21 protein-coding genes, 1 tRNA gene and 3 pseudogenes are annotated in these 26,393 nt (G+C 68.4%); 7 read left to right on the top strand and 18 right to left on the bottom strand.

Going from position 1 to position 26,393, the window contains the following annotated elements:
- Window positions 1-378 precede the first annotated feature (378 nt).
- The 6 genes and pseudogenes from BW730_RS14615 to gyrB all read right to left on the bottom strand — a co-directional run bounded on the left by BW730_RS14615 (window position 379) and on the right by gyrB (window position 8,428).
- A tRNA-Ile gene (locus BW730_RS14615) sits at window positions 379-452 on the bottom strand.
- A 51-nt stretch (window positions 453-503) separates the two neighbouring features.
- Window positions 504-1,961 carry a hypothetical protein gene (locus BW730_RS18675; protein WP_077686900.1) on the bottom strand — a complete coding sequence of 486 codons (1,458 nt, stop codon included), beginning with the start codon at window positions 1,959-1,961 and terminating at the stop codon, window positions 504-506.
- Entirely contained in the window at window positions 1,958-2,821 is an 864-nt protein-coding gene (locus BW730_RS14605; RefSeq protein WP_077686899.1) for a hypothetical protein, read from the bottom strand. The genes BW730_RS18675 and BW730_RS14605 overlap by 4 nt, the downstream gene beginning before the upstream one ends.
- A gap of 97 nt (window positions 2,822-2,918) precedes the next feature.
- On the bottom strand, window positions 2,919-3,752 hold the full coding sequence (locus tag BW730_RS14600; protein ID WP_077686898.1) for a DUF3566 domain-containing protein: 834 nt from the start codon (window positions 3,750-3,752) through the stop codon (window positions 2,919-2,921).
- On the bottom strand, window positions 3,745-6,345 hold the full coding sequence (gene gyrA, locus BW730_RS14595; protein WP_077686897.1) for a DNA gyrase subunit A: 2,601 nt from the start codon (window positions 6,343-6,345) through the stop codon (window positions 3,745-3,747). Before gyrA ends, BW730_RS14600 begins: the two co-directional genes overlap by 8 nt.
- A 50-nt stretch (window positions 6,346-6,395) precedes the next feature.
- Window positions 6,396-8,428: pseudogene (gene gyrB / locus BW730_RS14590) on the bottom strand (DNA topoisomerase (ATP-hydrolyzing) subunit B).
- Between the two features lie 326 nt (window positions 8,429-8,754).
- On the opposite strand from gyrB, the gene BW730_RS14585 reads away from it, so the two are divergent.
- Window positions 8,755-9,504: a sulfite exporter TauE/SafE family protein gene (locus BW730_RS14585; protein ID WP_226996840.1), complete on the top strand. Its 750-nt coding sequence runs from the start codon at window positions 8,755-8,757 to the stop codon at window positions 9,502-9,504.
- A 162-nt stretch (window positions 9,505-9,666) separates the two neighbouring features.
- Here the strand turns inward: BW730_RS14585 and BW730_RS14580 are convergent, their stop codons facing one another.
- Window positions 9,667-9,903: a hypothetical protein gene (locus BW730_RS14580; protein WP_077686895.1), complete on the bottom strand. Its 237-nt coding sequence runs from the start codon at window positions 9,901-9,903 to the stop codon at window positions 9,667-9,669.
- A gap of 338 nt (window positions 9,904-10,241) precedes the next feature.
- Here BW730_RS14580 and BW730_RS14575 point away from each other — a divergent pair, with 338 nt between their 5' ends.
- Window positions 10,242-10,865 (top strand): DUF2461 domain-containing protein, encoded by a 624-nt coding sequence (locus tag BW730_RS14575; RefSeq protein WP_077686894.1) that lies wholly within the window; start codon window positions 10,242-10,244, stop codon window positions 10,863-10,865.
- A gap of 4 nt (window positions 10,866-10,869) precedes the next feature.
- Here BW730_RS14575 and BW730_RS14570 read toward each other — a convergent pair whose 3' ends face one another.
- Both BW730_RS14570 and BW730_RS14565 read right to left on the bottom strand, forming a co-directional pair.
- Complete coding sequence (locus tag BW730_RS14570) at window positions 10,870-12,027, bottom strand: M23 family metallopeptidase (RefSeq protein WP_145952899.1); 1,158 nt, start codon at window positions 12,025-12,027, stop codon at window positions 10,870-10,872.
- Window positions 12,028-12,226: 199 nt separating this feature from the next.
- Window positions 12,227-12,871: an SIMPL domain-containing protein gene (locus BW730_RS14565; RefSeq protein WP_077686892.1), complete on the bottom strand. Its 645-nt coding sequence runs from the start codon at window positions 12,869-12,871 to the stop codon at window positions 12,227-12,229.
- A 150-nt stretch (window positions 12,872-13,021) separates the two neighbouring features.
- On the opposite strand from BW730_RS14565, the gene BW730_RS14560 reads away from it, so the two are divergent.
- The 3 genes and pseudogenes from BW730_RS14560 to BW730_RS20415 all read left to right on the top strand — a co-directional run.
- A complete protein-coding gene (locus tag BW730_RS14560) occupies window positions 13,022-13,507 on the top strand; it encodes an RNA polymerase sigma factor (protein ID WP_077686891.1) in 486 nt (161 codons plus the stop codon).
- Entirely contained in the window at window positions 13,504-14,934 is a 1,431-nt protein-coding gene (locus tag BW730_RS14555) for a hypothetical protein (RefSeq protein WP_077686890.1), read from the top strand. The genes BW730_RS14560 and BW730_RS14555 overlap by 4 nt, the downstream gene beginning before the upstream one ends.
- Window positions 14,935-15,221: 287 nt before the next feature.
- Window positions 15,222-15,281, top strand: a pseudogene (locus BW730_RS20415) (hypothetical protein); the annotation flags it as partial.
- A 14-nt stretch (window positions 15,282-15,295) separates the two neighbouring features.
- Here the strand turns inward: BW730_RS20415 and BW730_RS20075 are convergent.
- Window positions 15,296-15,424, bottom strand: a complete 129-nt coding sequence (locus BW730_RS20075) for a hypothetical protein (protein ID WP_257787348.1) — start codon at window positions 15,422-15,424, stop codon at window positions 15,296-15,298.
- On the opposite strand from BW730_RS20075, the pseudogene BW730_RS20410 reads away from it, so the two are divergent.
- Window positions 15,374-15,670 (top strand): annotated as a pseudogene (locus BW730_RS20410) (NAD-dependent epimerase/dehydratase family protein); the annotation flags it as partial. The gene BW730_RS20075 and the pseudogene BW730_RS20410 sit on opposite strands and share 51 nt — an antisense overlap.
- 332 nt (window positions 15,671-16,002) lie before the next feature.
- On the opposite strand, the gene BW730_RS20405 reads toward BW730_RS20410, so the two are convergent.
- The 8 genes from BW730_RS20405 to BW730_RS14510 all read right to left on the bottom strand — a co-directional run bounded on the left by BW730_RS20405 (window position 16,003) and on the right by BW730_RS14510 (window position 25,457).
- Window positions 16,003-16,758 (bottom strand): DciA family protein, encoded by a 756-nt coding sequence (locus tag BW730_RS20405; RefSeq protein WP_077686888.1) that lies wholly within the window; start codon window positions 16,756-16,758, stop codon window positions 16,003-16,005.
- Between the two features lie 83 nt (window positions 16,759-16,841).
- On the bottom strand, window positions 16,842-18,164 hold the full coding sequence (locus BW730_RS14540) for a Fic family protein (protein WP_077686887.1): 1,323 nt from the start codon (window positions 18,162-18,164) through the stop codon (window positions 16,842-16,844).
- 50 nt (window positions 18,165-18,214) lie between these two features.
- Complete coding sequence (gene recF, locus BW730_RS14535) at window positions 18,215-19,366, bottom strand: DNA replication/repair protein RecF (RefSeq protein WP_077686886.1); 1,152 nt, start codon at window positions 19,364-19,366, stop codon at window positions 18,215-18,217.
- Window positions 19,367-19,372: 6 nt separating this feature from the next.
- Window positions 19,373-20,251, bottom strand: coding sequence for a phosphogluconate dehydrogenase (NAD(+)-dependent, decarboxylating) (gene gnd, locus BW730_RS14530; protein ID WP_077686885.1), 879 nt, complete (start codon window positions 20,249-20,251; stop codon window positions 19,373-19,375).
- 38 nt (window positions 20,252-20,289) lie between these two features.
- Entirely contained in the window at window positions 20,290-21,450 is a 1,161-nt protein-coding gene (dnaN, locus tag BW730_RS14525; RefSeq protein WP_077686884.1) for a DNA polymerase III subunit beta, read from the bottom strand.
- A gap of 73 nt (window positions 21,451-21,523) precedes the next feature.
- Window positions 21,524-24,088 carry an ABC transporter permease gene (locus BW730_RS14520; RefSeq protein WP_077686883.1) on the bottom strand — a complete coding sequence of 855 codons (2,565 nt, stop codon included), beginning with the start codon at window positions 24,086-24,088 and terminating at the stop codon, window positions 21,524-21,526.
- A 2-nt stretch (window positions 24,089-24,090) separates the two neighbouring features.
- On the bottom strand, window positions 24,091-25,011 hold the full coding sequence (locus BW730_RS14515) for an ABC transporter ATP-binding protein (RefSeq protein ID WP_077686882.1): 921 nt from the start codon (window positions 25,009-25,011) through the stop codon (window positions 24,091-24,093).
- Window positions 25,008-25,457, bottom strand: coding sequence for a VOC family protein (locus BW730_RS14510; protein ID WP_226996839.1), 450 nt, complete (start codon window positions 25,455-25,457; stop codon window positions 25,008-25,010). The genes BW730_RS14515 and BW730_RS14510 overlap by 4 nt, the downstream gene beginning before the upstream one ends.
- A 313-nt stretch (window positions 25,458-25,770) precedes the next feature.
- Between BW730_RS14510 and BW730_RS14505 the strand changes: the two genes are divergently transcribed.
- Window positions 25,771-26,391, top strand: a complete 621-nt coding sequence (locus BW730_RS14505; protein WP_158522684.1) for a class I SAM-dependent methyltransferase — start codon at window positions 25,771-25,773, stop codon at window positions 26,389-26,391.
- The last annotated feature ends 2 nt before the right edge of the window (window positions 26,392-26,393 follow it).

Here is a 26,393-nt window from a genome sequence, read left to right as displayed (position 1 = left end):
GTCACGGTGGCAAGGCCTTCCGCCCCCCTGGCCTGCTGACACTGCTGGCCGCCAACAGGACGTCGACGCCTGGGAGCGCATGAATCGCCTCGCCGCCGCATTCCCACGGCAGGGCGATAGGGAGGCCTTCAGGAATGCTGCCCTTTGAGCCCACTCACCACGGACATTTCACCCGATGGGTGCCGCTCATATGGAGGCGTCCGTGGTCCTCAAGTCGACGACATGGGCACCATTGCCTCGCCGGTATTCCACCTCTTGTCGGCGATACTCGACGTCACCACACCCGGCGGGGGTCGGACGACGCGGCCAGGCCGGAGTGGCCGTCATCAACTGGAACGCAAAAAAAAACCCCCGCGGCCTGGGCCACGGGGTGTGCGGTGGGCCTAACTGGACTTGAACCAGTGACCTCTGCCTTATCAGGGCAGCGCTCTAACCGTCTGAGCTATAGGCCCGCTTACCGTCGTGAAACTCTAGCGCACCCGGTCGGTCGCCAGCAAACCGAGTCAGCGCTCCACCTGCGTCGTGCGCAACCGGTCCCAGGCGGAGAGACCACGGTCGATGTCGCGGTCCACGATGTCGTCCGGGTTGTAGCTGACGGCGTCGCGGTCGAACGTGGTCTCCGGCAGCGTCTCGCCGGTGGGCAGCCCGATCGGGTGGTCGCCCACCACCGGTTGCGCCGCTGGGGGCTCCTGCGGTTCGACCACGGGCGCACTCTTCGGCGGCTCGACGACAGGCTGGCTGGGCGGCGAGTCCACCACCGGTTCATCGGCCGGTGGCTCGACGATGGGCGGGTCGGGGGTGAGCGTGGAGACCAGTTTGTCGAAGTTGATCGACTCGAAGCCGACGGTCTCGCCGCCGCCACCGAGTTGGATCGAGGCGCCCTGGCTCACGTCCCGCCCGGCCGAGGATCCGCCGTCCTTCTTGTCCTTCTTGTCTTCCGCCTTGTCCTTCTCGTCCGCCTTGTCGTCCTTGTCCGACGTGTCCTTGTCCGACGTACCCGAGGTGTCCTTGGACGTCTCGTCCTTCGCTTCCTCGTCGGCGTCGTCGGTCGCCTCGGTACCGCCGACCTCGGCCGTCCCGCGGGAGTCGGTGTCGGTGCCCGCAGGTGCGCCCGTCACGGACACGCCCTCGCCGCTGACGGTGGTCTCCCAGGCGCCGTCCTTGTCCGTCTGAGCGTCCTTGTCGGTCTTGGAGCCGTTCAGGGATGCCTTGACGGCCTGAGGCCAGCTATAGCCTCCGGAAGAGGTCTCGGTGAGCCCGTCGGCGATCTGCGAGGCCGAGGGGCTCCAGGTGCCCTCACCGGAAAGCCACTGGCGCATCAGCGCCTCGACGTTGGTCAGGAGCGTGACCGCTCCGGCCGATCGGCTGAAGAACGCCGAGGGTGCGGTCGACACGTGGCCGCGCAACTGCTCGATGGCCTGGGTGAAGATCAGGCCGACGGCGTCGAAGATGTTGGACTGGATCGCGCCGACGACCAGCACCGACTCAGAGGCCGTCTCCGCGAGCCTCTGGAGTTCCTTCATGGCCGCGATCTGCTTCGGCACGACCGCGAGGTGCGCCTCGGAGGCACGGCCCCGCCACGTGGGCTGGTTCGAGAGGCGCTCCGCCGTCGCGATCATCTCGCCGACGCGACCGGCCTGCCGCCGCCACGACTTGCCGATCTCCGCCATCCGCCGCGGCGTCGAGGCGCACTTCTCGAGCGAGGCGAGGTGGCCGCGGATCTGGTCGGAGATCCGGTTGACCTCGTTGACGATCTGGGTGCCCTGCGTCTCGACGGCGGCGAAGATGGCCGCCACCTGGAAGAAGCCGTTGGGGACGGCCCGGGCGTTCGCGAGTTCGAGGAAGTCGGCCTGGATCATGGACGGCACCAGCGCGAAGAACTCTCCGGAGCGCTGCTGCACCGCCGGGTACAGGTCCAGTTCGGCGAGGGCGGTCAGCTTGTCGAGGACTTCCTTCTTCACTGTGCGCTCCTTGCGGTAGCGGCCGCGGCGGCCTCGTGGTCACGGTAGGCCTGCGCGCCGTAGGACAGGCCGGTGGCGATCTCGTCGAACTCCTTCGACGCGCCGCCCGCCAACTGCTGGATACCGGAGGTCATCTCTCCGTAGGGGCCGGCCGGTTGCTGCACGAGGCCGAAATCCTCGAGCGACGCCTGCAGTTCGGAGGCGGCCGAGCCGATGGTTGCCATCTCCTGTGCGAGGCCCGACCATTCCTTGGCGACCCGGTCGACCTCGGCCGGATCGATCGCGGTCTCGTCCGGCCCAGGGCCCGCATTGAGGGTGGCGTCCGTCGGCGTCGACGGTGGCGTCTGCTGTTCCTGGGGGACCTCTTCGGTCGCGTCCTCGGCCGCCGGTTCCTCCGACACCTGAGCGGCTTCGAGCCCGCCGGGCGGGGCCTCTCCCATGCCGTCTGGCATCCCACCGGCGGGCAGACCCGACGGCGAACCTCCGCCACCGGCGCCGAGCCCGGCTGCGGTTCCGACGCCGAGGCCGGCGGACGCTGCAGCGGGGCCGGTGAGGGTCGGCGCCACGCCAGGCATCGTCAATGGTGTCGCCTTGCCGACCATACTTGCCGCCGCGGTGTTGGCGGCCGCAGTGCTGAGGCCAGCCCCTCCGGGCGCTGCCGCTCCTGCGCCGCCGCCTCCCATGCCCATCATCGGGGGCATCATGCCGGGGCCGCCCTGGCCGCCACGTTGGTCGGCCTCGCGCGGATTGATCAGGGCCTCGTAGACCTCGAGGCTGTCGATGGCATCGTCGGACTCGGCGTCGATCCCGATGAAGCCGGTGCCGTGAGCGCGCTGCTCATCCTGGCTGTACACGTCCATGACAGGCCCTCCCCGGGGCGAGCGCTCGCCCCCGGTTCGGACATTACCGTGGCCCGTGGGTCAGCTTCCTTGGAAGCCTGCCGCAAGTTAGGCCGAATCAGTCCTCTGCGAGCGTCACCTCGAGGCCGCCCATCACGGTGGCCGCGAGGTTGTAGAGGAAGGCGAACAGCGTCGCGACGGCCGTGATGATGACGGCGTCGATGACGGCGAGCACCACCGCGAAGCCCATCACGCGTTCGACAGTGAGGAAGTCTTCAAGCTTGAAGCCCGAGCCGCCACCCTCGGTGTCGCTGAGCACCGTGTTGATGAGCGTGTTGGCCGACTCGAGCGCGCCGGAACCGGCGAGCACGGACCACAGCACGAACACGACGACGACCATCATGATGCCGAAGGCGATGGCGAACAGCAGCGTCGTCTTCATCACCGACCAGGGGTCGATGCGCGAGAGCCGCAGCCGCGCCTTGCGGGTGCGACGCGTGGAGCGCGGCTTCCGGTCGACGGCGGGAGTCGCGGCATCCGTCGTCGACGGGGCAGGCTTCGGCTCGGGTCGCGACGGGGTGCCCGGATGGGTCGGCGCCGTTGGCGCGGCGGGCATCCCGGTGACGGGCACCGCCGCCCACTCCTTGGCAGTGCTGGCGGCACGCTCGGAGGCCTTGGGCGTGATGCCGGTGACGCTCTTGGACTGACCGCCCGTGCCCTGGGGCTTGCCGGGCTGGCTGCCCTTGCCCTTCGGCTGCGGGGCGCCGTTGGGCCGCTTGTCCTCGGGCGCGCTGTTGGGCTTGGGCGTGATGACCGTCGCCGTGGCCGTTTCGGCCTCCTTGGCCTTGGCGCCGACAGGCTCCTCGACCTTCTCACCCGTCTTGCGGTAGGGCGAGAAGTCCAGGCCTGGCGACCCGTTACGACCGGGCCAGCGGGGCGAGTTCTCACTCATTCGAGTCCTCCTCGATCACCGTTTCGGCGACAATATCGTCCCCTACGGTACCCGCTTCGTCCTCGTCAGCGACATCCGCCGCCTCGACTTCCTCCGATTCGGGGTACAGGGCGATGGCTCCGACGGCGTCCTCACCGCGCACTCCGACGAACTTCACGCCCATGGTGTCGCGTCCCTTGACGGGGACATCGGCCACCGCGGAACGGGTCACCTGGCCCGAGATCTTGATGGCGATGACCTCGTCGGATTCGCGCACGATGAGCCCGCCGACCAGTTGACCACGGTCCTCGTTCAGCTTCATGGCCTTGATGCCGAGGCCGCCACGGCCCTGCTGGCGGTACTCCTCGATCAGCGAACGCTTCGCGAAGCCGCCGTCTGTGACGGTGAAGACGAACTGGTCGTCGAGGTCGTCGTCGGCGCGCAGCACGGCCATCGACAGAAGCTTGTCGCCGGCGCGGAACTTCATGCCGGTGACGCCCGAGGTGGCGCGACCCATGGGTCGAAGCTGCGAATCGTCGGCCTGGAAGCGGATCGCCTGGCCCTTGCGGGAGATCAGGAGCACGTCGTCGTCGGAGCTGACGAGCGCGGCACCGATCAGTTCGTCCCCCTCCTCGCGGAAGTTGATGGCGATGACGCCCGCCTGACGCGGCGAGTCGTAGGCCTTCAGTTCCGTCTTCTTCACGAGGCCGTGCTTGGTGGCGAGCAGCAGGTACGGGGCGTCCTCGTAGCTGTTGATCGTGAGCACCTGCGCGATCTTCTCGTCGGGCAGGAAGTTCATCAGCCCCGCGACGTGACCGCCCTTAGCGTCACGGCCCGCCTCCGGCAACTGCCACGCCTTCGACCGGTACACCCTGCCGAAGTTGGTGAAGAACAGGATCCACTGGTGGTTCGTGGTGGTGAACAGGTGCTGGACCTCGTCGTCGGCGCGCAGCGTGGCACCGCGCACTCCCTTGCCGCCGCGCTTCTGCAGGCGGTACTGGTCGGCGCGGGTCCGCTTCGCGTAGCCGCCGTGGGTGATGGTGACGACGACGTCCTCATTGGGGATGAAGTCTTCCTCGGAGAAGTCGCCGTCGGCCGCGACGATCCGGGTGCGGCGGTCGTCGCCGTACTTGTCGACGATCTCCTGCAGTTCGGCGGAGATGATCCGGCGCTGCCGGGCCTCGTCGGCCAGGATGTCCTTCAGGTCCGCGATCTTGCGCTCGCGCTCAACCAAGCGGTCGATGATCTTCTGGATCTCCATCGACGCGAGGCGGCGAAGCTGCTGGTCCAGCACTGCTCGCGCCTGGACCTCGTCGATGTCGAGCAGTTCCTGGAGGCCGGTGCTCGCCTCGTCCGCCGTCCGGCTCGCGCGGATCAGCGCGATCACCTCGTCGAGCATGTTCAGGGCCTTGACGAGCCCGCGGTCGATGTGGGCCAGCTTCTCCTCTTCGTCCAACTGCCACTGCGTGCGGCGGCGGATGACCTCGAGCTGGTGCTTGATCCACAGCGAGATGAACTGGTCCAGGCGCAGGGTGCGGGGCACCTCCTCGACGATCGCGAGCATGTTGCAGCCGAACGTGTCCTGCAGCGCGGTGTGCTTGTACAGGTTGTTCATCACGACGCGCGGCTGGGCGTCACGCTTGAGCACGATCACCAGTCGCTGCCCGGTGCGGGCCGAGGTGTCGTCGCGGATGTCGGCGATCCCGGTCAGCTTCCCGGAGTTGACCAGGTCCGCGATCCGCTGGGCGAGGGTGTCGGGGTTGACCATGTACGGCAGCTCGGTGACGACGAGGAGCTGACGACCCTTCGGGTCCTCCTCCATGTCGATCACCGCGCGCATCGTGACGGAGCCGCGCCCGGTGCGGTAGGCCTCCTCGATGCCGCTGCGGCCGACGATCAGGCCGCCGCCCGGGAAGTCGGGGCCCTGGATGCGCTGCATCGCGGCCTCGAGGAGTTCCTCGCGGCTGGCGCCTGGGTGCTCAAGCGACCACTGCACGGCGTCATTGACCTCGCGCAGGTTGTGCGAAGGGATGTTGGTGGCCATGCCGACGGCGATGCCGGTGGAGCCGTTGACGAGCAGGTTGGGGAAGCGGGCCGGGAGGACGACCGGCTCCTCCTCGCGGTTGTCGTAGTTGGGCCGGAAATCGACGGTGTTCTGCTCGATCTCGCGGACCATCTCGACGGCCAGCGGAGCCATCTTGCACTCGGTGTACCGCATCGCGGCGGCCTTGTCGTTGCCCTGGCTTCCGAAGTTGCCCTGCCCCGACACGAGCGGGTTACGCATCGCCCACGGCTGCGCGAGGCGCACGAGGGTGTCGTAGATGGCCGAGTCGCCGTGCGGGTGGTAGAGGCCCATGACCTCGCCGACCACGCGGGAACACTTGTTCCAGCCGCGATCCGGGCGGTAGCCGCCGTCCCACATGGCGTACAAAACCCGTCGGTGCACGGGCTTCAGCCCGTCGCGCACGTCGGGAAGCGCTCGACCGACGATGACGCTCATCGCGTAGTCGAGGTAGGAGTTCTGGATCTCGACCTGCAGGTCGATCGGATCGACGCGCCCCAGCCCAGGAGCCTCGATCTCGTCGGTCGTGGTCTCGTCCTTGTCGTCAGCCATGCTGCTTAACCCTCAATTGCCTAGTAAGTGATACGTGAGTGGGAGTCGGCTCAGATGTCGAGGAACCGGACGTCCTTGGCGTTGCGCTGGATGAACGTGCGGCGCTGCTCGACGTCCTCGCCCATCAGGATCGAGAACATCTGGTCGGCCATCGCCGCGTCCTCGAGCGTCACCTGCAGCAGGATCCGGTTCTCCGGGTCCATGGTGGTCTCCCACAGGTCGTCGGCGTTCATCTCGCCGAGGCCCTTGTAGCGCTGGATGGGGTTGACCTGCGGCAGTTTCTTGCCCTCGGCAAGGCCCGCGTCGCGCAAGACGTCGCGCTCGGAGTCGCTGTACGCCAACTCGTGCGGCGCGTTTGTCCAGCGGAGGCGGAACAGCGGGGGCTGCGCGAGGTAGACGTGGCCTGCGTCGATCATGGGGCGCAGGAAGCGGAACAGCAGCGTCAGCAGCAGGGTGCGGATGTGGGCGCCGTCGACGTCGGCGTCGGCCATCAGGACCAGCTTGTGGTAGCGCAGTTTGTTGAGGTCGAAGTCCTCCTGCATCCCGGCGCCGAGCGCGTTGATGATCGCCTCGACCTCCTTGTTGGCGAGGATCTTGTCGATGCGCGCCTTCTCGACGTTGAGGATCTTGCCTCGGATCGGGAGGATCGCCTGCGTGCGGGGGTCGCGGCCGCCACGGGCGGAGCCACCTGCTGAGTCGCCCTCGACGATGAACAACTCACACTCGGACGGGTCGGTCGACTGGCAGTCGACCAGCTTGCCGGGCAGGCCGGAGCCCCGAGCAGGCCCTTACGGGAGCGGGCCATGTCGCGCGCCTTGCGGGCCGCGATGCGGGCCTGCGCCGCCGACTGGGCCTTGCGGACGATGTCCTTACCCTCCGCCGGGTTGCGCTCCATCCAGTCGCCGAGGCGGTCGTTGAGCACGCGCTGCACGAAGCTCTTCGCCTCGGTGTTGCCCAGCTTGGTCTTGGTCTGGCCCTCGAACTGCGGCTCCGAGACCTTGATCGAGACGATCGCGGTGAGCCCCTCGCGAATGTCGTCGCCGGAGACGCGGTCCTCGCGCTTGCGGATCAGGCCCCAGGACTCGCCCCAACGGTTGACGGTGTTGGTGAGCGCCGCGCGGAAGCCTTCCTCGTGCGTGCCGCCCTCCTGGGTGTTGATGGTGTTGGCGAAGGTGTAGACCGAGTTGGTGTAGCTCGAGTTCCACTGCATCGCGATCTCGACGCCCATGCCCTGATCCGGGGCGTGCGCCTCGACGTCGATCACGGTCGGGTGGATCGCGTCCTTGCCGGAGGATAGGTACTTGACGTAGTCGGTCAGGCCGTTCTCGTACAGGAACTCGTCGTAGGGGGTGTCGGTCTCGCCCTCGTCGCCGGTGGCGATCTGACGCTCGGTGCGCAGGTCCATCAGCGAGATCCGCAGGCCCTTATTCAGGAAGGCCATCTCGCGGAAGCGGGTGGCGAGGGTGTCGTAGTTGTACGTCGTCGTCTCGAAGATCTCGGGCGAGGGGTAGAACGTGATGGTGGTGCCGGTCTCTTCGCTGGCCTCGAGCTGCTCCAGTTCCGTCACGGGCTCGCCGAGGTGGAAGGTCTGCTGGAAGCGGAAGCCGTCGCGGCACACGTCGACGATCAGCTTCTCCGACAGGGCGTTGACGACGGAGGAGCCGACGCCGTGCAGGCCGCCGGAGACCTTGTAGCCGCCGTTGCCGAACTTGCCGCCCGCGTGGAGGACGGTGAGGACCAGCGTGACCGTCGGGATCTTCTCGACCGGGTGCTCCTTGACGGGGATGCCGCGACCGTTGTCGCGCACGAGCACGCCGCCGTCGTCGAGGAGTTCGACCTCGATGGAGTCGCAGAACCCGGCGAGGGCCTCATCGACGGAGTTGTCGACGATCTCGTAGACAAGGTGGTGCAGGCCGCGTTCGCCGGTCGAGCCGATGTACATGCCCGGACGCTTCCGGACCGCCTCGAGCCCTTCGAGCACGGAGATCTGGTCCGCGTCGTAGTTACCCGTAACGGTGATGTCCGCCGCGTCGAGGAGGCCCTCCAGGCGCTCCTCCGGGGTGAAGTCCTCGTAATCCTGCATGTCTTCCGACACAATGCTCCTGACCACACACATTGGCGCCGGCGGTTACCGGCGCCTTTGAACGGGCCAATTCTACCGCCTCGCACCAAAATTCTGGGCATCGACCAGGGCGATTGCCCCTGAAACGCCCAATTTGCCCGCTTGGCGCGATTGGGGGTGCGGTCCGCGTGGGTCCCTACTTCCCCCGGATCCGGCACACGGGAGATCGTCCGACGCCTCAGCGGTTGCCCGATGGGCCCACCCCATCCTTTCGGACCGTCGGCTCAGCCCGGACGCCCCACCCGTATCCTGACGACGGAATCGAGCCGCAGAGACCTGGAGTGAACATGGAATGGGTGCTGCTGGTCGGCGCGGCGCTGCTGATCGGCGTAGCCAAGACGAGCTTCGGGGGTCTCGCGTCGCTGTCGGTGGCCATGGTCGCCCTGACGATGCCAGCAAAGGAGTCGACCGCGGCGGTCCTGCTGTTGCTGATCACGGGCGACATCGTCGCCGTGCTTCGCTACCGCAAGGCGGCCGACTGGAAACTGCTGCGCGGGTTGATCCCCGCCGTCATCCCGGGTCTGCTGCTCGGCGCCTGGTTCCTCTCGCTGGTGGACGACCTGGTCCTGAAGCGGAGCATCGGCGCGCTCCTGCTGATCTTTGTCCTCATCCAGTTGGCGACGAAGGTGTTTGTCAGGCAGCACGCGCGGGCGCCGCACGACGAGACTGCCGATGCCAAGCCCCACCGGGCGCTGACGCTCACGGCGGGCGTCACCGCCGGCTTCACGACCATGGCGGCGAACGCGGCGGGCCCCGTCATGGCGCTGTATCTGCAACTCGCACGGGTCGAGAAGTTGCGGTTCCTCGGGACGGGGGCGTGGTACTTCCTGATCATCAACATCGCCAAGACCCCGCTGACGGCCTCACTCGGGCTGTTCACGCCAGAGGTGCTCCGGACCGCGGCGTTCCTGGTGCCCGTGGTGCTGCTCGGCACCCTCGGCGGCATCGCCATCATCGGGAAGGTTCCCCAGCGGGCCTTCGACATCATCACGTTGATCACCTCGATCATCGCGGCCGGGGCGCTCATCATTCTCTGATGTTTGCTCTCTGACAATCCGCATGAATGCAGCACAAATAGCGCGCATTCATTGATGTGAATATTGCGCGCTATCCGTCGCTCTGAAATTGTGGTTGATGACAATCATCGCGGCCTGGCTCGGCTCTCACTGTGGAGAGATCGAGCACCGGCCGGGGGTCGGTCAGCGTGGCGGAAGCCAATGCAGCGACGCCGTTTCGCGCCGGGCGACCTCACGCTGGCTGGCGCGCCAGAGTTGGGCGTCCAGGTGTGGCTGGCTCGGATGCACGGTGCGCTCGATGACCCACAGGCTGAGCCTCAGGGCCCATCGGTCGCGCCAAGGGAGGCGGTCGAGCGATGGGACGACGATGACGGTGTCAGGGCTGGATCGGGGGGTGGTGGACTGGTGTGTGATGTTCACGAGGGTGCTTTCGACAGGAATCTGCGCGCGTCTGAGGGCGCGGTGGGACGGAATACGTCCCTGGGGTGGATGTGGTTGCGTGCTGCGGGGACCCGGTCGGGTCAGGCGCGACGCCCGGCGGAGGGCGCAGTGCTGCCAGTGCGAAGACGAACCGCCGTCGTGGCGATCTGGATCTGAATCATGGTGCGACCTCCTTCCTGTCGAATAACCGGGAGTAACACTAATACGCCTGCTAGGCATTCGTCAATACCGCCTCAAGATTTCTCTGCATTGGCGCTATTTCCCCGGATATCTCCGATGAAATGCTGGCCGGCCGACTCGCGGCATAAGCTTGCGGGGTGACGTCCATCGGCTTTCCGAACGCAGCGCAGGCCTTCTACCACGACCTGGAGGAGGACAACTCGCGCGAGTTCTGGGTCGCCAACAAGGACAGGTACGACGCAGACGTCAAGGCACCCCTGCTGGCCGTCGCGGCCCTGCTCGAGGAGGAGTTCGGGAAGGCGAAACTGTTCCGCCCCAACCGTGACGTGCGGTTCAGCGCCGACAAGTCCCCGTACAAGACCCACCAGGGCGTGTTCGTGTCGGTGGCGCCCGCCTGCGGGTTCTACCTCGAGGTCAACGCCACCGAGGCGATCGCCGTCGGCGGCTACTACGCCGCCAAGCCTGAGGCGCTGGCGCGCGTGCGCGCCGCCATCGACGACGAGGCGACCGGATCGCAACTCGACGACCTCCTGGCCGGCCTGCTCGCCGACGGATGGCTGAAGACCGGCGACGGCGTCAAGACCGCGCCGCGCGGCTACTCGAGGCAGCATCCGCGGATCGACCTGCTGCGGCACACGTCGCTCGCGGCCGAGCGCGAGGTGGTCTCCGAGTCGGTGGAGGCGTTCGCGGCCGAGGTCGCCGTCGCGTGGCGAAGGGTCGCGGCCCTGATCGACTGGTGCGCGGTGCGCCTGCGCGACTGACGCGCTACGCGGCCGGCGAATCGGTGCCGGTCGGCGCCTCTTCCGCGACAGCGGTCTCGGAGGCCTTGCCCGTCTCGGACGCGGTGGTGGCCTGCGTCGCGGTGCTGGTCTCAGTCGCGGTGCTGGTCTGTGTCGGAGTGCTGGTCTCTGTCGACCCCGCCGTCGGCGAACCGGTCGTCGTCGGTGTAGACGACGCGGAGGCGGTGGCGGAGGCGTCGGTGGTCGGCGTCGCGGTGGGCGAGCCTGTCCCGCTTGGGGTGACTGCCGGCGTCGTGCCAGGGCTGGGCGTCGTCGGGCTAGGTGGCGTCTGTGTCCCGGTCGGCGAAGGAGGTGTCGGGGTGGGAGTCGGGCTGGGGGTCTTCGCCGGCGAGGGCGTAACCCTCGGCGTGGGTGTCGGGCTGGGGCTCTTCGACGGCGTGGGCGTAACGCTCGGCGTGGCGCTCGCCGATGGCTTCGGCACCGACGTGTGCTGCATGCTCGACAGGTCGATCACCACGGGATCGCCGTTGAGCCAGGGCTCGGGGTCGGTGAACTGGCCGTTGACGATCACCTCGAAGTGCATGTGGCACCCGGTCGAATAGCCGGTGCTCCCGACCCGTCCGACACCGTCGAGCGCCTCAACCTTCTGGCCGACCCGCACGCCGATCGATGACAGGTGGTTGTAGGTCGTCACGACGCGGTAGCCGCGCAGCATCCCGTGGTCGACCTTGACCTGGATGCCGTTGCCACCGGCCCAGCCGGCCTTCACGACGGTGCCAGCCTGGGCCGCGCCCACGGGCGTTCCGCAGGGGACCGCCCAGTCGAGGCCGGTGTGGAGCTTCCAGACCCTCAGGATCGGATGGAACCGCATGCCGAACTTCGACGTGGTGCGTCCGTTGACGGGCCGCGTGAGGAGCGCGCCCGCCGCGGCCTTGCCGAGCGGCTTGACCGTCTCCTTCTTGATGGTCGCGGGCGCGGTGGGCAGCGGAACGGGACTGCCGGAGGGCCCGACGGCCTCCGGCGTGACGGCGTTGAGGGGGTCCAGGACGTGCTGGCTCGCGCCGGTCGCACCCTCCTCGGAGTAGACCGCGACCCGGGGGCCGTCGACGGCGCGCGTCGGATCGGCGGGCGGCGAGAGACTGGAGGTCGGCTGGATGTCGGGAACCGCTTCGACCGATGTCATCGGGTCGGCTACGACGTATCCCACCAAGCCGCACGCGACAAGGGCAGACAGCACTGAAGCGATCGCACGGAGCTTCACTGCATCCCCTCCCCCAAGTCCACCAGCCCCCATGGAACCACGGGGAACCGGCGAGCGGAAGGGGTTCGCCGCAATTGTGATCATTCAGCGGCGCGTCGCGCCGCCACCTCCCCTTTCGGGGCTACTCGCCCGGACGGCGGGCCGCGAACTTCACCCCGAGGGTGGCCGTCACCTCGACGTCCTCCGGGTCGAGGTCGAAGCTCGGCGCCCCATCGGCCATCGCCATGGCCATCTTCCCGCGGGCGAAGCCGTACGTGGGCGCGCCGTTGTCCTCTATCGACGACACCTCGAGCACGCTGCGCCCTGCGGCCTCGGCGATCCACTGGGCGCGACGCGAGGCGTCCGCGAAAGCGCCCGCGAGCACCTCGGGCTGGAGCTTCAGCATCGTCGCCTCGAACAGCTTCCAGTTGAGACCCTCGACCTGGACGCCCTCGGTGGTGGCAAGGGATCCGAGGAACGGCCCGACTCGGGTCAGGTCCTTGATCGTCACGCTGCCGCGCACCTGCGAGACGTGCTGGGGCTGGCCCGGCTTTCCCTCGTTGTCGTAGGGGATGTTCGTCCAGGTCCGTAGGGCGCTGAGGCGGGCTTCGCTGCCGCCGTCGTCGGCCACGACGGCGTCGAGCTCGGCCTTGACCCGTTCGGCGAGCTGGGCGGTGTCCCTCGCGACGGTGTCCCGATCGGGGCCGGTGAACGACAGCGACAAGGTGATCACGACGCACTCGGCGGGGAGGGTCACAGACGTGGTGCCAACAACAGAGATGTCCATGGCGCCAGCTTAGGGATCCGGTGACGGCCGCGCCCGCTGGCGGCGCAAACCCGTCGTCGGGCGTTGTCGGACGCGTCGACTCCCGGCCGATCGGCCCGTAGGTTGGGCTGGGCCGCAACGAAAACCGGCCGGAGGGCGTTGAGTAGGGGCATGGCAGGCAGTTTCGAGGAGTGGGTGCTGGGCGCGCAGGGCTCGCTCATCAACTACGCCTACCTGCTGTGCGGGGACCGCGAGGAGGCTCGTGACCTGGTGCAGGAGGTGCTGAGCGCCGTCTCACGCCGTTACGACGTCATCGTGGCCGACGGCAACATCACGGCCTACGCGAAGCGGTGCGTCACCAACGCCGTGATCTCGGCCCGGCGTCGCGCCAGGCCGGTGCTCGTCTCGCTGACGCACGAGATCGCCCGACCCGCCGAGAGCGACAAGGTGCCGGACAAGATGGTCGCGTGGCAGTTGTGCGCCGAACTGCCCCCGCGGCAGCGCGCGGCCGTCGTCCTGCGGTTCTGGGAGGACGCCAGCTTCGCCGAGATCAGCCAACTGCTCGACATCCCCGAGTCCACCGCACGTTCCCACGTCCACCGGGCGCTCGCCACGCTGCGCGAACGCCTCGGCGACGGTGCAGAGGAGACAGCATGACCGACCGCGCCGAACAGGCCTTCCGTGACGCCTTCGCCGAACACGCGAACGAGGCGCCCCTTCCGCTGCGCAGCGCCCCTCCGCCGCGTCGACGCAATCCCTGGCTGATCGCCGTCGCAGCGGCAGCACTGGTGGTCGCCGTCGCGGTCCCCGTCGGTGGGATCCTCCTGGACCGGGAGCCTCCGCAGGTTCCGATCGCCAACCCCGCGCCTGCGCCCCTGACCGCGCTGCCCGAGCCGGCGAACGGCTACACCTGGGCCTCGGCCCACGGCGTCGCCGCCGAGATCCCCGAAGGCTGGCTGCCGTCGTCGCTACGGGAGAGCGGGTGCGCGCCAGTCGCCGGCGCCCCCGTCCGTGGCTTCGCCGACCCCGAACCGGCGGACTGCCCCACCGCGGGTCGCTCCGGCGTGGTCCTGGAGTTCCTGCTCGGGCGTGAGCAACCCGTCGACAACGGTCCCGCCAAGACGCGGACCGTCGGCGGGGTCACGGTGTGGGTGGGAATGCCCGACGACCCGACCCCCGCGCAGGAGGCGCTCGCCGCGCGCATCCTGAAGAGCGCCGTCACGGTCGCCGTCGACGAGAACGCCTGCCCGAGCGAAATCCCCTTCACCGACGCGTCGGCGCGACCGGAGCCGTGGGACCTGACGTCGACCTCGCCCACCGGATCGATGTCGTACTGCTCCTATGCCTCCAGCGCCGCCGGCGTGACGCTGGAACGTTCGTGGGAGATCAAGGTCGACGACGCGGCCGCGCTGGCCATCGCGCTGCAGCAAGCCCCGGTCATGGAGAGCCCCGACCCGGCCTGCACCACGGATCGACCGGGCGTGCTGCGCGTCACGCAGGATGGCACGAGCCGCGAGATCTTCGTCCGCGGGGCGTGCGGGATTGACGACGGCGTCAGCGTCCGCGAGTACACGCCCGCGCTGTGCGAGGCGATCTACGGGTCCGTGATGGGGGTGGAGACCAACGGCGGGAACGTCGGCGGTTGCGCACCGGTTCCGCCCGGCTCCGAGCCCCCGCGATCGTCGGACGGGTCGGTCATCGTCAAGGACCTCGGGGAGCCGAAGCCCGGCTGGAGGTGGGTCACCGGCGAGGGGGTTGCCGTCCAGGTCCCCGATACGTGGGGCGAGTCGAACTGGCCCTGGGAGGGCCCGTGCGTGGGCACCATGCCCGAGACCCCCTACGTCGCGACGCCGGTTGGCACCGTCGCGGAGGTCGACTGCCCGCTCAAGGATGTGCCCGAGTCGGAGCGACCGCGGGTGATGCACCTCGAGTTCGGCCGCAGCGTCAACCAACTTTCGGGCGTCGGCGCCGAGGTCGGCGGGACGTGGATCATGGTCAGCTTTGGCGACCCGGAGCACGCCGTGGCCGACGAGAACGACCTGGCCACCGAGATCCTCGACAGCGCGGTGCCCTTCGAGCCCTGAGTCTCGGCCCGAGGGTCGCTGTTGGGCATGAGCCCGGTGAAGGACAGGCGTTGAGCAGCATTCCTAGCTCGCCTCCGATCTGAACGATCAAACGTTCCGCTCCCGCCATCGAACACGGACTACTGCTCAACGCGATGCCCACGCCCGCCGGGGAGAACGGGGTAGCACATCGCGGTCGTCTGGTGACGGGCACCTCCCCGAACGACCAAACAGGTCAGACCTATTCTGGAATTACTTGCCGGTCGGCAAGTAAAAGGGCCTGACGGCCCCAGACGAAAGGTCCACCAGTGACGAGCACCCTTGTTCTCGGCGGCACCGGCCTCCTCGGGTCCCACACCATCACCGAGCTTCTGAAGCACGGCTACGACGTCACCGCCGTGTCGCTGCCAGGCTCCGACAACGGAACCCTCCCGCAGAGGTCGACGCCGTCTGGGAGAACCTGTGCGACCTGCCCGACGAGCAGGTCCTCGACCTGTTCCGCGGCAGGCACGCCGTCTTCTACGCCATCGGTGCCGACGAGCGCACCGTCCCCGCGATCCCCGCCGCCCACTTCTTCTACGAGGCCAACGTCGTCGGGACGCAGCGCATCGCGCGCCTGGCGCGCCAGGCAGGCGTCAAGAAGTTCGTGCTCTACGGCTCCTACACCGCCGAGATGGGCGAGCGCTGGACCGACTTCGCTTACGGTCGCGACCCCTACCCGCGCACCCGCCTCGCGCAGGAGGAGATCGCCTGCCTCGAGGGCGAGGGCGCGATGGACGTCATGACGCTGCGGCTGCCCTACATCTTCGGGCTGGTCGGCGGACAGCGGCCGCTGTGGCAGTTCGTCATCGACACGGTGACCCACGTCAAGCCGATCGTCGGCGTGCTCGGAGGCACCACCTCCGCCGTGACCGCGCGCCAGGTCGGCCAGGCGGCCGTCGGCGCCATGGAGCGCGGCGAGCACGGCGCCAAGTACGCCATCAACGCCTACGACCTCAGCTACCTCGAGCTCAACCGGCTGGCCTGCGAGGCGATCGGGCGCGACCCGGAGGACGTCAAGGTCGTGCCGCTCGAGGCCGTCCTGCCCGCCTACGCCGCCCGCGACGAGGAGTGCCGCGCCAAGGGCGTCGAGCACGGCGTCCCGGTCGTGCACACCGCAGAGTTCCAGAACAGGCACGCCGTCAACGACCCGGCACAGACCATGGATCTGCTCGGCATCGAGCAGGAGGACGTGGTTGCGGCGATCGTCGAGTCGTTCCGGTGGTGCGTCGAGCACCCGATGGAGCGCCCCGCCACCTGAGGCGGGCGCGACCAACGCTCAGCCGTAGGTGTCGCGCGGCCCTCGGCCCTGCACGGACCGGGGCCCTTCTTCCAACTCGGCGCCTGGGGGCCGCGGAACTGGACGCGCAGCACGGTCCGCTCCCCCAGCGCCTCGTTCAGCCGGGCGACCAGCACCGAGGCCGTGTACTTCATCGCCTGTGCCCACGCCGTCGAGTCACAATCGACGATCAGCACGCCCTTGTCGTAGTTGACCGGGGCAGAGTGCTCCGCATTGGCCTCGCCGACCAGGTCGGGCCAGTGCCGCAGCACCGTCGACAGCCCGATGCGCCGCTTCCAGCCCCGCTCGACGACGACGCGGTCGAGCACCGCCCCCACCAACTGCGGGTCCCGGTCGTCCGGATGGGCACCGGAGCGCTGCTGCTCGACGACGCGCTGACGGCGACGCGGCTGCTTCGGGGCGGCCGGCTCAGGAAGGGCGACGACATACTCGGAGGCCTCAACGGTGGCCCGCGCGATCTCCGACGCGAGCTCGAGGCCCGTCGGGTCGTGCGGTTCCTGGCTCATGGCCCGAGACTACCCTCCGCCGCTGGAGTCGAGGCACCCTGGACCGACTCGAAATGTAAGCCACCTGTAAATTGGTGATGATTTTACAGTTGGGGCGACGACTCCACGACGCGCGCGATGTCGTCGACGGGCCTCCATTCCAGGCTCCGGCCGACCCTCGTCGAGAACAGGATCCCCATCGACTCCAAGGATGCGAGGTCGGTGCGAGCGGTCGGGAGCGTGATCCCGTGGCTGTTGGCGTGGCTCTTGACGGTGAATCTGGCGGTCGAGTCCGCCAGGGCTCGGGTGAACACCGCCAACTGTCGATGATTGAGCCCGAGCGATCGGACCCGCCGTGCGGCCTGCGCATCCTCAGAGGCCTTGCGCGACAGGTACTGGTCGAGGTCGTCGAGTGCCTGCTGGAGCGTCGTCAACTGGTGGATCACGAAGTAGGTGATGTCACCATGGTCGACCTCCGTATCCAGGTACGCGCGGGCGTACTTGGCCGGCGCCTTCGTCAGCCGCTGGGACAGCGACAGGAACTCAACCAGCCAATGACCCTCACGCAGGGCCACCCAGTAGAACAGGGCTCGAGCGGTGCGGCCGTTGCCGTCAACAAAATAGTGGTCATAACCGAACATGAAGTGGACGACGATCGCGCGCACAAGGGGGTGGAGCCAGGGCTGGCCTGCGCCGGCACCGTTCGCGAAGGCACAGAGCCGGGCCAGCCGGGCGGGGAGTTGATCGGCCGGGGGCGGCTCGTGGAGCAATTCGTCGTTGGCGCCTCCGACGACGACCCGCTCTTCCTCTGGGGTCTGGAGCCGTCCCTCATCGGCCTCATCAGAAAGCGTCCCGGCGGTCAGGAGGGCGTGCAGGTGCAGCACCGCCTCCTCCGTGATGTCCTCCTCGCGATGCTGGCGGATCCACTGCATGGCCGCGTAGTTGTTGGCCACCATGCGTTCGCCCTTGGTGCGGGGCGCACGCCCGGCCCGCAGCATGTCGTGAGCGACCCGACGCGTGGTGACGGCTCCCTCAAGGAGACTCGATGACACCGCCTCCTCCCGGATGGAGCTCAGCAGGAAGCGGTCCACCTGGGATTCGGGCATGCCGGGTACCGACGACGTCAAGGTGCCCGCCGTCCTGATCGAGACCTCATGCAGCAGTCGCTGCACGATGACGGGCTGGGCGACTCGGAATGGGTTGCCCAGCCGATCACTGAGGGGCAGCGGTTCGTAGCTCCTGCTGAACCGCACTCCCATCCACAACTGCTCATGGGTCAGGCCCGCGGGAGCCGGACGCCTGCGGAGCTTGTCCCAGGACGGGTAGTCCGGCATTGCGCGCGCGAGCTCGGTCGCACGGAACAGTTGAGTCATGTCGAGCTCGGCGAGCGTCGCACCATCGTCGGGAGGCGTTGCGGGCAGCTTCACACGTCAAGTGTAAGCCATCTGTAAATTGCTGAAGAATTTACAGGTGAGTGCTAATTCTCGTCCCTGGCGACCGTGCCCGCCTCGACGCGGAACCTTCGCTCCGCGGGAAACTCGGGGACGTCCGCGCCGACGGCGGCCGTGATGAGGACCTGCTCGGCCCCCTCGATGGCCGTCGCCAAGCGCTCGCGGCGCGCCACGTCCAACTCGGCGAACACGTCGTCGAGCACCAGCACCGGTTCGGTGCCGTCGTCGCGCACCAGCGTGAAGCCGCCGAGCCGCAGCGCGAGGGCGAGCGACCAACTCTCCCCGTGCGAGGCGTAGCCCTTGGCCGGCAGTGGGCCGATGTTGAGTTCCACGTCGTCGCGTTGCGGGCCGACGAGGGTGACGCCGCGCTGGATCTCGTCGCGCCGCAGTCGTTCCATGGCGGCGAGCAGTCGGTTCGCCAACTCCGCGCGCACATCCGGGGCGGCGGAGACGTCGTCGAGGTCGAGGATCGTCTTGTAGGTGGCGTCGATCTGGTTGTTGACGGGGGCGATGGTCTCGTAGGCGCGCTGCGCGTGGGGCAGCACGTCGGCGAGCGTGTCGAGGCGGGCGTGCAGCAGTTCGGCGCCGATCGCGGCGAGTTGGTCGTTCCAGACCGAGAGCGTGATCTCCTCGTCGCCGCCGGTGGGCGTCATGGAGCGTCCCGACATCGACTTCAGCAGGGCGTTGCGCTGCTTGAGGACGCGGTCCAGGTCCTGCCTGACGCCCGCCATCCGCGGCCAGCGGGTCACCACGAGGGAGTCGAGCCAGCCGCGCCGATCCGACGGGTCGCCGCGCACGATCGCGAGGTCGATCGGGGAGAACACCACGGTGCGCAGCGCGCCGATCAGGTCGCGGGGGCGCTGCAGCGGCGCGCGGTTCAGCCGCGCCACGTTGGAGCGCCCGTTCGCGATCTCCAGTTCGAGCGAGATGACGCGGTCATCGTCGGCGGACGCCTGCACCTTGGCGCGCACGATCGCGGAGTCGGCACCGGCCCGGATCAGCGGCGCGGTGGCGGCGACCCGGTGCGAGGTCATCGTCGACAGGTATTCGACGGCCTCGACGAGGTTGGTCTTGCCCTGACCGTTCGAGCCGACGAAGACCGTCACCCCCGAGGTGAGGTTGAGCGTGGCGGTCTCGTAGTTGCGGAAGTCGGTGAGGGCCAGTTCGGTGACGAACAGGTCTGCTCAGTCCTTCGACACCTGGACGGCGTGGCCGCCGAACTGGTTGCGCATGGCCGCGACCATCTTCATGGCGGGCGAGTCCTCCTGGCGCGACACGAAGCGGGCGAACAGGCTCGCGGCGATCGTCGGGACGGGCACGCCCATGTCGACGGCGGCGTTGACGGTCCAGCGGCCCTCGCCCGAGTCCTCGGCGTAGCCCTCGATCTCGTCGAGGTGGGGGTCGTCCTGCAGCGCGAGCACCATCAGGTCGAGCAGCCAGGAGCGGATCACGGTGCCCTCGCGCCACGACTCGAAGATCTCCGGCACGTTGGTGACGATGTCGGAGGCCTCGAGCAGTTCCCAACCCTCGGCGTAGGCCTGCATCAGGCCGTATTCGATGCCGTTGTGGACCATCTTGGCGAAGTGGCCCGCGCCGTGGCTGCCGGCGTGCACGAAGCCGAACTCGCCCTCGGGCTTGAGCGCCTCGAAGACGGGCATCGCGGTGGCGACGACACTCTCAGGGCCGCCGACCATGAGCGCGTAGCCGTTCTCGAGGCCCCACACGCCGCCGGAGGTGCCCGCGTCGAGGAACTCGATGCCCGCCTCGGCGAGGTAGGCCGCGTGCTTGGCGTCGTGGGTCCACTTGGAGTTGCCGCCGTCGATGACGATGTCGCCGGGGCTGAGCAGCGGGCGGAGCGTCTCGATGACGGGCGTGACCGCCTGGATCGGCACCATCAGCCAGATCACGCGGGGGCCGTCCAGCTTCGCGACGAGGTCGGCCTCGTCGACCGCGTCGGAGATCTCCTTGTTGCGGTCCAGCCCGACGACCTCCACGCCGCCGCGGCGGAGCCGCTCGCGCATGTTGCCGCCCATCTTTCCCAGACCGATCAGACCGACGCGCATGAGGACTCCTTGGTGTTCGAAGGTGGGCGGATGTGGGATCAGCCGGGCAGGCGCATCAGCATGATCACGTGGCGGTAGTCCGTCAACGGATCGGCGTCGATGCTGGCCAGCCCCATGATGAGGCAGGGCTTGCCGGGAAGCGTGAAGGAGAAGTGTGCGAACGGCGCGTCAAGGGCGGTCAGCGCGTCGAGCAGGTAGTGCGGGTTGAACCCGGCGTCGGTGATCGACTTCTCGTCGCCGACGACCTCGATCTCGGCCTCGAGCGCCTCGGAGGCCTGCGCCTGGTCGCCGGTGGCGGCCTCGAGCGCGATGTGGTCGTCGTTGATGCGCATCCGCAGCGGGGTGTTGCGCTCGGCGACGAGCGAGACGCGCTTGACGGCGGCGAGCAGGTCGGCGGTGCTGACGCGCACGGAGACCGTTGCGTTGACGTCCATCAGGTGGCGGACCTTCGGGAACGCCTGGCTGAGCAGGCGGGTGGTCGCCTCGCGGCTGCCCTTCGCGCCCTCGCCGACGAAGCCAGCGAGGCCCTCGCCCTCGGCCTCGGTGGTCGACAGGGCGATCGTGACGGACTCGCCGGAGGTCATCGACTTGGCGGTGTCCGCGAGCACCTTGCCTGGGATCAGGACGTTGGCCTCGACACCCGGGTTGCCGGGGTTCCAGGTGAGTTCCTTCAGCGCCATCCGGTAGCGGTCGGTCGCGAGCAGAGAAAGCTGTTCGCCGTTGATCTCGAGCTTGATGCCGGTGAAGACGTTGAGTAGTTCGTCGCGGCCTGCTGCGACGAAGACCTGGCCGACGGCCTTCTCGAACGCCGAGCCCTCGACCTGGCCGGTCTCGGTTGGCATGTCGGGAAGCGTCGGGTACTCGTCGACGGGAAGCGTCTGGAGCGTGAAGCGGGCCTGGCCACAGGTCAGCTCGACCCTGGTGTGGTCGGCGACCATCTCGACGGGCTTGTTGGGCAGCGAGCGCGCGATCTCGGAGAGGAGGCGGCCCGAGACGAGCACGGTGCCCTCGTCGCTGACGGTGGCCGGCAGCGTGACCTTCGCGGAGGTCGTCGAGTCGAAGCTGGAGAGCGTGAGGCCGTCCGCGTCGGCCTCCAGGAGCATGCCTGCGAGGATCGGTGCCGTCGGGCGGTTAGGGAGGCTGCGGGCCACCCAGGCCACGGCGTCAGCCAACGCGTCGCGCTCAACTCGAATCTTCACGAAGCTCCCCTTTGATGGTCCGTTGTGCAAAAGCTCGTCGCCAGCATCATAGCCGGGTGATCTGCAGGCCCGCTCACTCGGTCGCGATGGAATCGAGCACGTTGAGCCTGGCCGCCCGGCGGGCCGGTCCGACCGCAGCCAGCACCCCGAACAGGGCCGCGACGACGACGAAGACGGCCAACTGCCAGCCGGGGATCGCGAGCGTGTCGATCCCCTGGTCGTCGAGCAGCTTCACCAGGGCGGACCCGAAGATCACCCCGAGGACCACGCCGAGCAGGGCGCCGAGCGTCGCGACGATCACCGACTCGAGGGTCACCATGGTGCGCAGTTGCCCGCGGGTCAGGCCGACCGCGCGCAGCAGCCCCAACTCGCGGGTGCGTTCCATCACCGAGAGGCCGAGCGTGTTGACGATGCCGAGCACCGAGATGACGATCGCGAGTGCGAGCAGCGCGTAGATCACCGCGAAGAGCTGCCCGAACTGCGCGACGCGGGCCTCGACGAACTCGTGCACGTCGGAGACGGCGACCGTCGGGATGTCCTTGACGGCGGCCTGCAACCCGGTGCGGACGGCCTCCTGGTCGGTGCCGTCCTTGGTGAAGACGACCAGGTCGGAGACCAGCGAGGTGTCGGCGATCTTGGCGAGTGCCTCGGGGGTGATCACGATCTGCCCCGCCGGGAAGGCGGTGCCCCAGTTGTGGATGCCGGTGATCAGGACCTCGACGCTGCCCTTGGGGCCGGTCAGGTCGAGCAATTGACCGAGGGCCAATCCGTGTTCGGTGGCGTAGTCGGTGGCGAGCACCGCAGGCTGGACGTCGCCATCTGCCTGGAGCCCGCCCGCGAGCAGGTTGAGCGCGGTGCCGCGCTCGATGGCGTCCTTCGAGGCGGCGAAGATGCTTGTCGGCTGCTCCTGTCCCGCGACCTGAGCCGAACTGCGGAAGTACTCGTAGACTTCCGCGACGCCGTCGACCTGGCGCGCCTTCTCTGCGACCTTCGCGTCGAAGGGCTGGTAGCCGACCGGCGCGATCAGGAAGTCGCCGCGCTGGTCGGCGGAGAGCCGGTTGCCGAGCGAGGTGGTGGTGCTGGAGGCGAGGATCGCCACGGCGCTGACCAGGGTCAGGCCGATCATCAGCGTCGCGGCGGTCGCCGCGGTGCGCCGGGGTTGGCGGACGGCGTTGAGTTGGGCCAGCTTGCCGACCTCCCCGAAGCCCCTACGGAAAAGCAGGCCGAAGAGCCACACGATCGGGGCGCCGACGATGGCGGCCGCGAGCACCATGCCGATCAGCAGCAGCGCGGCTCCGGCCCCAAACCAGACCAGCGGTTGCGGCACGGGCAACCAGACCGCGCACACGATGGCCGCAACGCCGACCTCGATCAGCGCGATGCCCGCCATCGGCAGGCCTCCGACCTTCTCGGGCCCGGACTGCGCGGCGGCCGCGAGGGCCTCCACCGGGCGCGTCTTGGACGCACGTCTGGCGGGCAGATAGGCGGCGACGACCGTGATGACGATGCCGATCGCGTAGGAGGCGACGATCGTCTGCCACGTCAGTTGGGGGGCGACGGGGCCCAGATCCATGCCGACGGCGCGCAGCACGGACAGGATCGCCCAGGCGAGGCCGTAGCCGGCGAGCAAGCCGAGGGTCGCGCCAAGCACGCCGATGATCAGGGCCTCGAGCAGCACCGAGTTGCGCACCTGGGAGCGCTTGGCGCCGACGGCCCGGAGCAGCGCGAGTTCGCGCGAGCGCTGGGCGACGAGGATCGAGAACGTGTTGAGGATCAGCAGCGTGGCCACCAGCAGGGCGATGCCTGCGAAGACCAGCAGGAAGATATTCACGAAACCCAGCCCGACGTCGAGTTGGTCCTGGATGGTCTCGGCCATCGCGTGGCCGGTCTCCGCGACAAACCCCTCGGGGAGAACCGCCGCGACGGCCTTCGCGACGGCGTCCACGTCCGCCCCGGGCGAGGTTTGCACCCACGCGGCGTAGAACGTGTCCTGGCCCTGCTGGATGATCCGCTGGGCCTCCGTCGCGGTGAAGAAGAGGTAGCTTGCGCCCGCCGTCGAGCCTGCGCCGAAGGTTCCGGTGCCGACGAGCGTGAAGGATTGGATGCCGTCGCGCGGGGTGGACACCTCGACGGTGTCGCCGACCTGGTAGCCGCCGCGTTTCGCGGTGGAGGGGTCGAGGACCACCTCGCCCGCGGCCTCGGGTGCCCGTCCCTCGACGATCCTGGCTCCGGTCTGGCCGTCGGCGGCAGGGGTGTCGTGCCAGTTCATGGCGATGCCGGGGGCACCGACGAAGGACAGCAGGTTTCCGTCCTTGTCGAGCGGGTAGACCTGGGTGCTCGAGACGATCCCGACGGCCTTCTCCACGCCGTCGACGGCGCCGATCTGAGCGACCTGAGCGGGCGTCAACTGGGGCAGTTCGCTGGGATTGACGTTCTCGAAGCCGGCCACGCCGCCCGCCTCGGCGCTGACGTTGATGTCACCGAGGGCGCCCGTGACGATCTGGTCGACGCTGTCCTTGAGCAGGTTCGTGAACATCAGCGACCCCGCCACGAAGGCGACGCCAAGCACGATCGACAGGGCGCTGAGGATGAGTCGGACCTTGCGGGCCCACAGCGACTTCAGGGTTGCGCGAAGCATGATCAGTCCAGGGCCGCACGCCTGGCGAGCGAGCGCTCGACCGTTGGCTCATCGCCCTGCGGTTCGCCGGGATGCGTCGGGGCTTGGCCGCCGTCGCGATAGACCGCGGAGCGCGAGTCGTCGGCCGGGGTGGCGGCGTCGACCGAGGCCGAGGCATCCGCCGGGCGGTCGGTCGGCTCGGCGGTATCGGCGTCGTGGCGTGGGTAGATGCGGGCCATGGCGCTCAGCAGGTCCTCCTGGTTCGCGCCGCGCAGTTCGTCGACGATGCGTCCGTCGGAGAGGAACACGGCCCGGTCCGCGTAGCTGGCCGCGTGCGCGTCGTGCGTGACCATCACCACCGTCTGGCCGAACTCGTCGACGCTGCGCCGCAGGAAGCCGAGCACCTCGGCCGCGGAGGTGGAGTCGAGGTTGCCGGTCGGCTCGTCGCCGAAGACGATGTCGGGCCGGTTCATCAGCGCCCTCGCGCAGGCGACGCGCTGCTGCTGGCCGCCGGAGAGTTCCGACGGTTTGTGCGTCAGCCGGTCGCCGAGCGCCAGGGTGTCGATCACCTTGTCGAACCATGCCTCGTCGACCGTGCGACCCGCGATCGCCAGGGGAAGGACGATGTTCTCGCGCGCCGTGAGGGTCGGCACCAGGTTGAACGCCTGGAAGATGAAGCCGATCCGGTCGCGGCGCAGCACCGTCAGGGGCGTGTCCGCGAGACTGCCGACCGCGGTGTCGCCGATCCACACCTCGCCGTCGGTCGGTGTGTCGAGGGCGGCGAGGAGGTGCATCAGCGTCGACTTGCCCGAACCCGATGGCCCCATGATGGCGGTGAACTCGCCCTGGGTGACCTCGAAGTCGACGTTGTCGAGCGCCGTCACGACCGCCGAACCGGAGCCGTAGATCTTGGTGAGGCCCTTGGCCCGCGCTGCGATGCTCACGGCCCCAACCTACCAGCGGGCCGTCGCACGGAAATCGGCATGACTACCGCACTAGGCGGCCGCCGGGTCAGGCTGGTGAATGCCGAAGACGTTGCCGTCGGGGTCGGTGAAGTAGCCCTGCCACGCCATTCCCGGCAGCGCATACTTCGCGAGGGCGACCTGCCCCCGTTCGCCAGGATCGACTCCTCGGCCGCGTCGTAGTTCTCGACTCCCATGGTCAGCACCGCCGCGCCGATCGGGTTGTTCTCCGCGAGGGGCGCCTTGCGGACCATGAGGGCGCCGTTGATGCCTGGTTCATCTTCCGGGCCGGTGACGATGCCGAAGTAGGGCTGCCCGGCGTAGTCGGAGTAGTCCTCGTAGCCCCAGCCGAACACGGCTGCGTAGAAGTCCTGCGCGCGGCGCATGTCATCGACATGGATCTCGAAGTGGACGGGTCGTGACGTCATGGTGAGTTTCCCCTCTGGTGGTGGCCGTCCCATCGTGTCAGGCTTGACCGACAGATGAGCGGCGTTACCCACATGCGTGACTTTTAGTTCCTTGAAGTAATTACATCTTCTTCATACTCATCACCCCTGTTGATGCTGTGGATAACTGGCGAAGTGCCAAGCAGGGGTGGGTTTGACGGTGTTGATCCGCTGTGGATGGATCAAAAACTACACGTGGAGGATTTGTGGACGACCGATGGGCGGAAAGTTATCCACAACCCCTTCCCCAGCCGTGGACACATGGTTGTGCCCAGGCGCTGACTACCCTCAAGGCATGAGCTACGACGGTTACGACGTGGTCGCGGAGGCCTACGCGAATCACTTTCCGGGCATGGAACCGGAGGAGCCGGCCGAGCTCGGCGCGCTGGCGCGGTTCGCGGCGGAGGTGGGCGCTGGGGGTCTCGTCCTGGATGCTGGCTGCGGCGCCGGCCGCGTCGCGGGGCACCTGCGCTCGCTCGGGCTCCGATGCGTCGGGGTCGACCTCTCCCCCGGCATGCTGGCGATGGCGCGCCGCGACCACCCGTGGCTCCCGACCGCTGTCGCGACGATCACGCACCTGCCCATCGAAACAGGTAGCGTCGATGGCGTCATGTTCTGGTTCTCCACGATCCACATCGACGACAGGGACCTCGACCGGGCGCTTCTGGAGGCGGCGCGGGTGTTGCGTCCGGGCGGAGCCGTCATCGCAGGCTTCCAGACGGGCGACGGCCCTCGCGAGGTGGGAGAGGGCTACCGGGAACTAGGCCTGGACGTGCGGATGCTTCGCTACCACCGTCGGGTCGCCTGGATGGTCGATCGGTTCGAGCAGTCGGGCCTCTGGGTGATCGAGAGCGTCGACGCACCGCCAACGAAAGACGGTGGCGACGGGATCGGGGTGGTGCTGGGTCGCCGCTGAGC

This window comes from Tessaracoccus aquimaris, assembly GCF_001997345.1.
Taxonomy (GTDB): Bacteria; Actinomycetota; Actinomycetes; order Propionibacteriales; family Propionibacteriaceae; genus Arachnia; species Arachnia aquimaris.
Note: the sequence above shows the minus strand (reverse complement) of the source record. Positions and strands in the feature narration are given on the sequence as shown.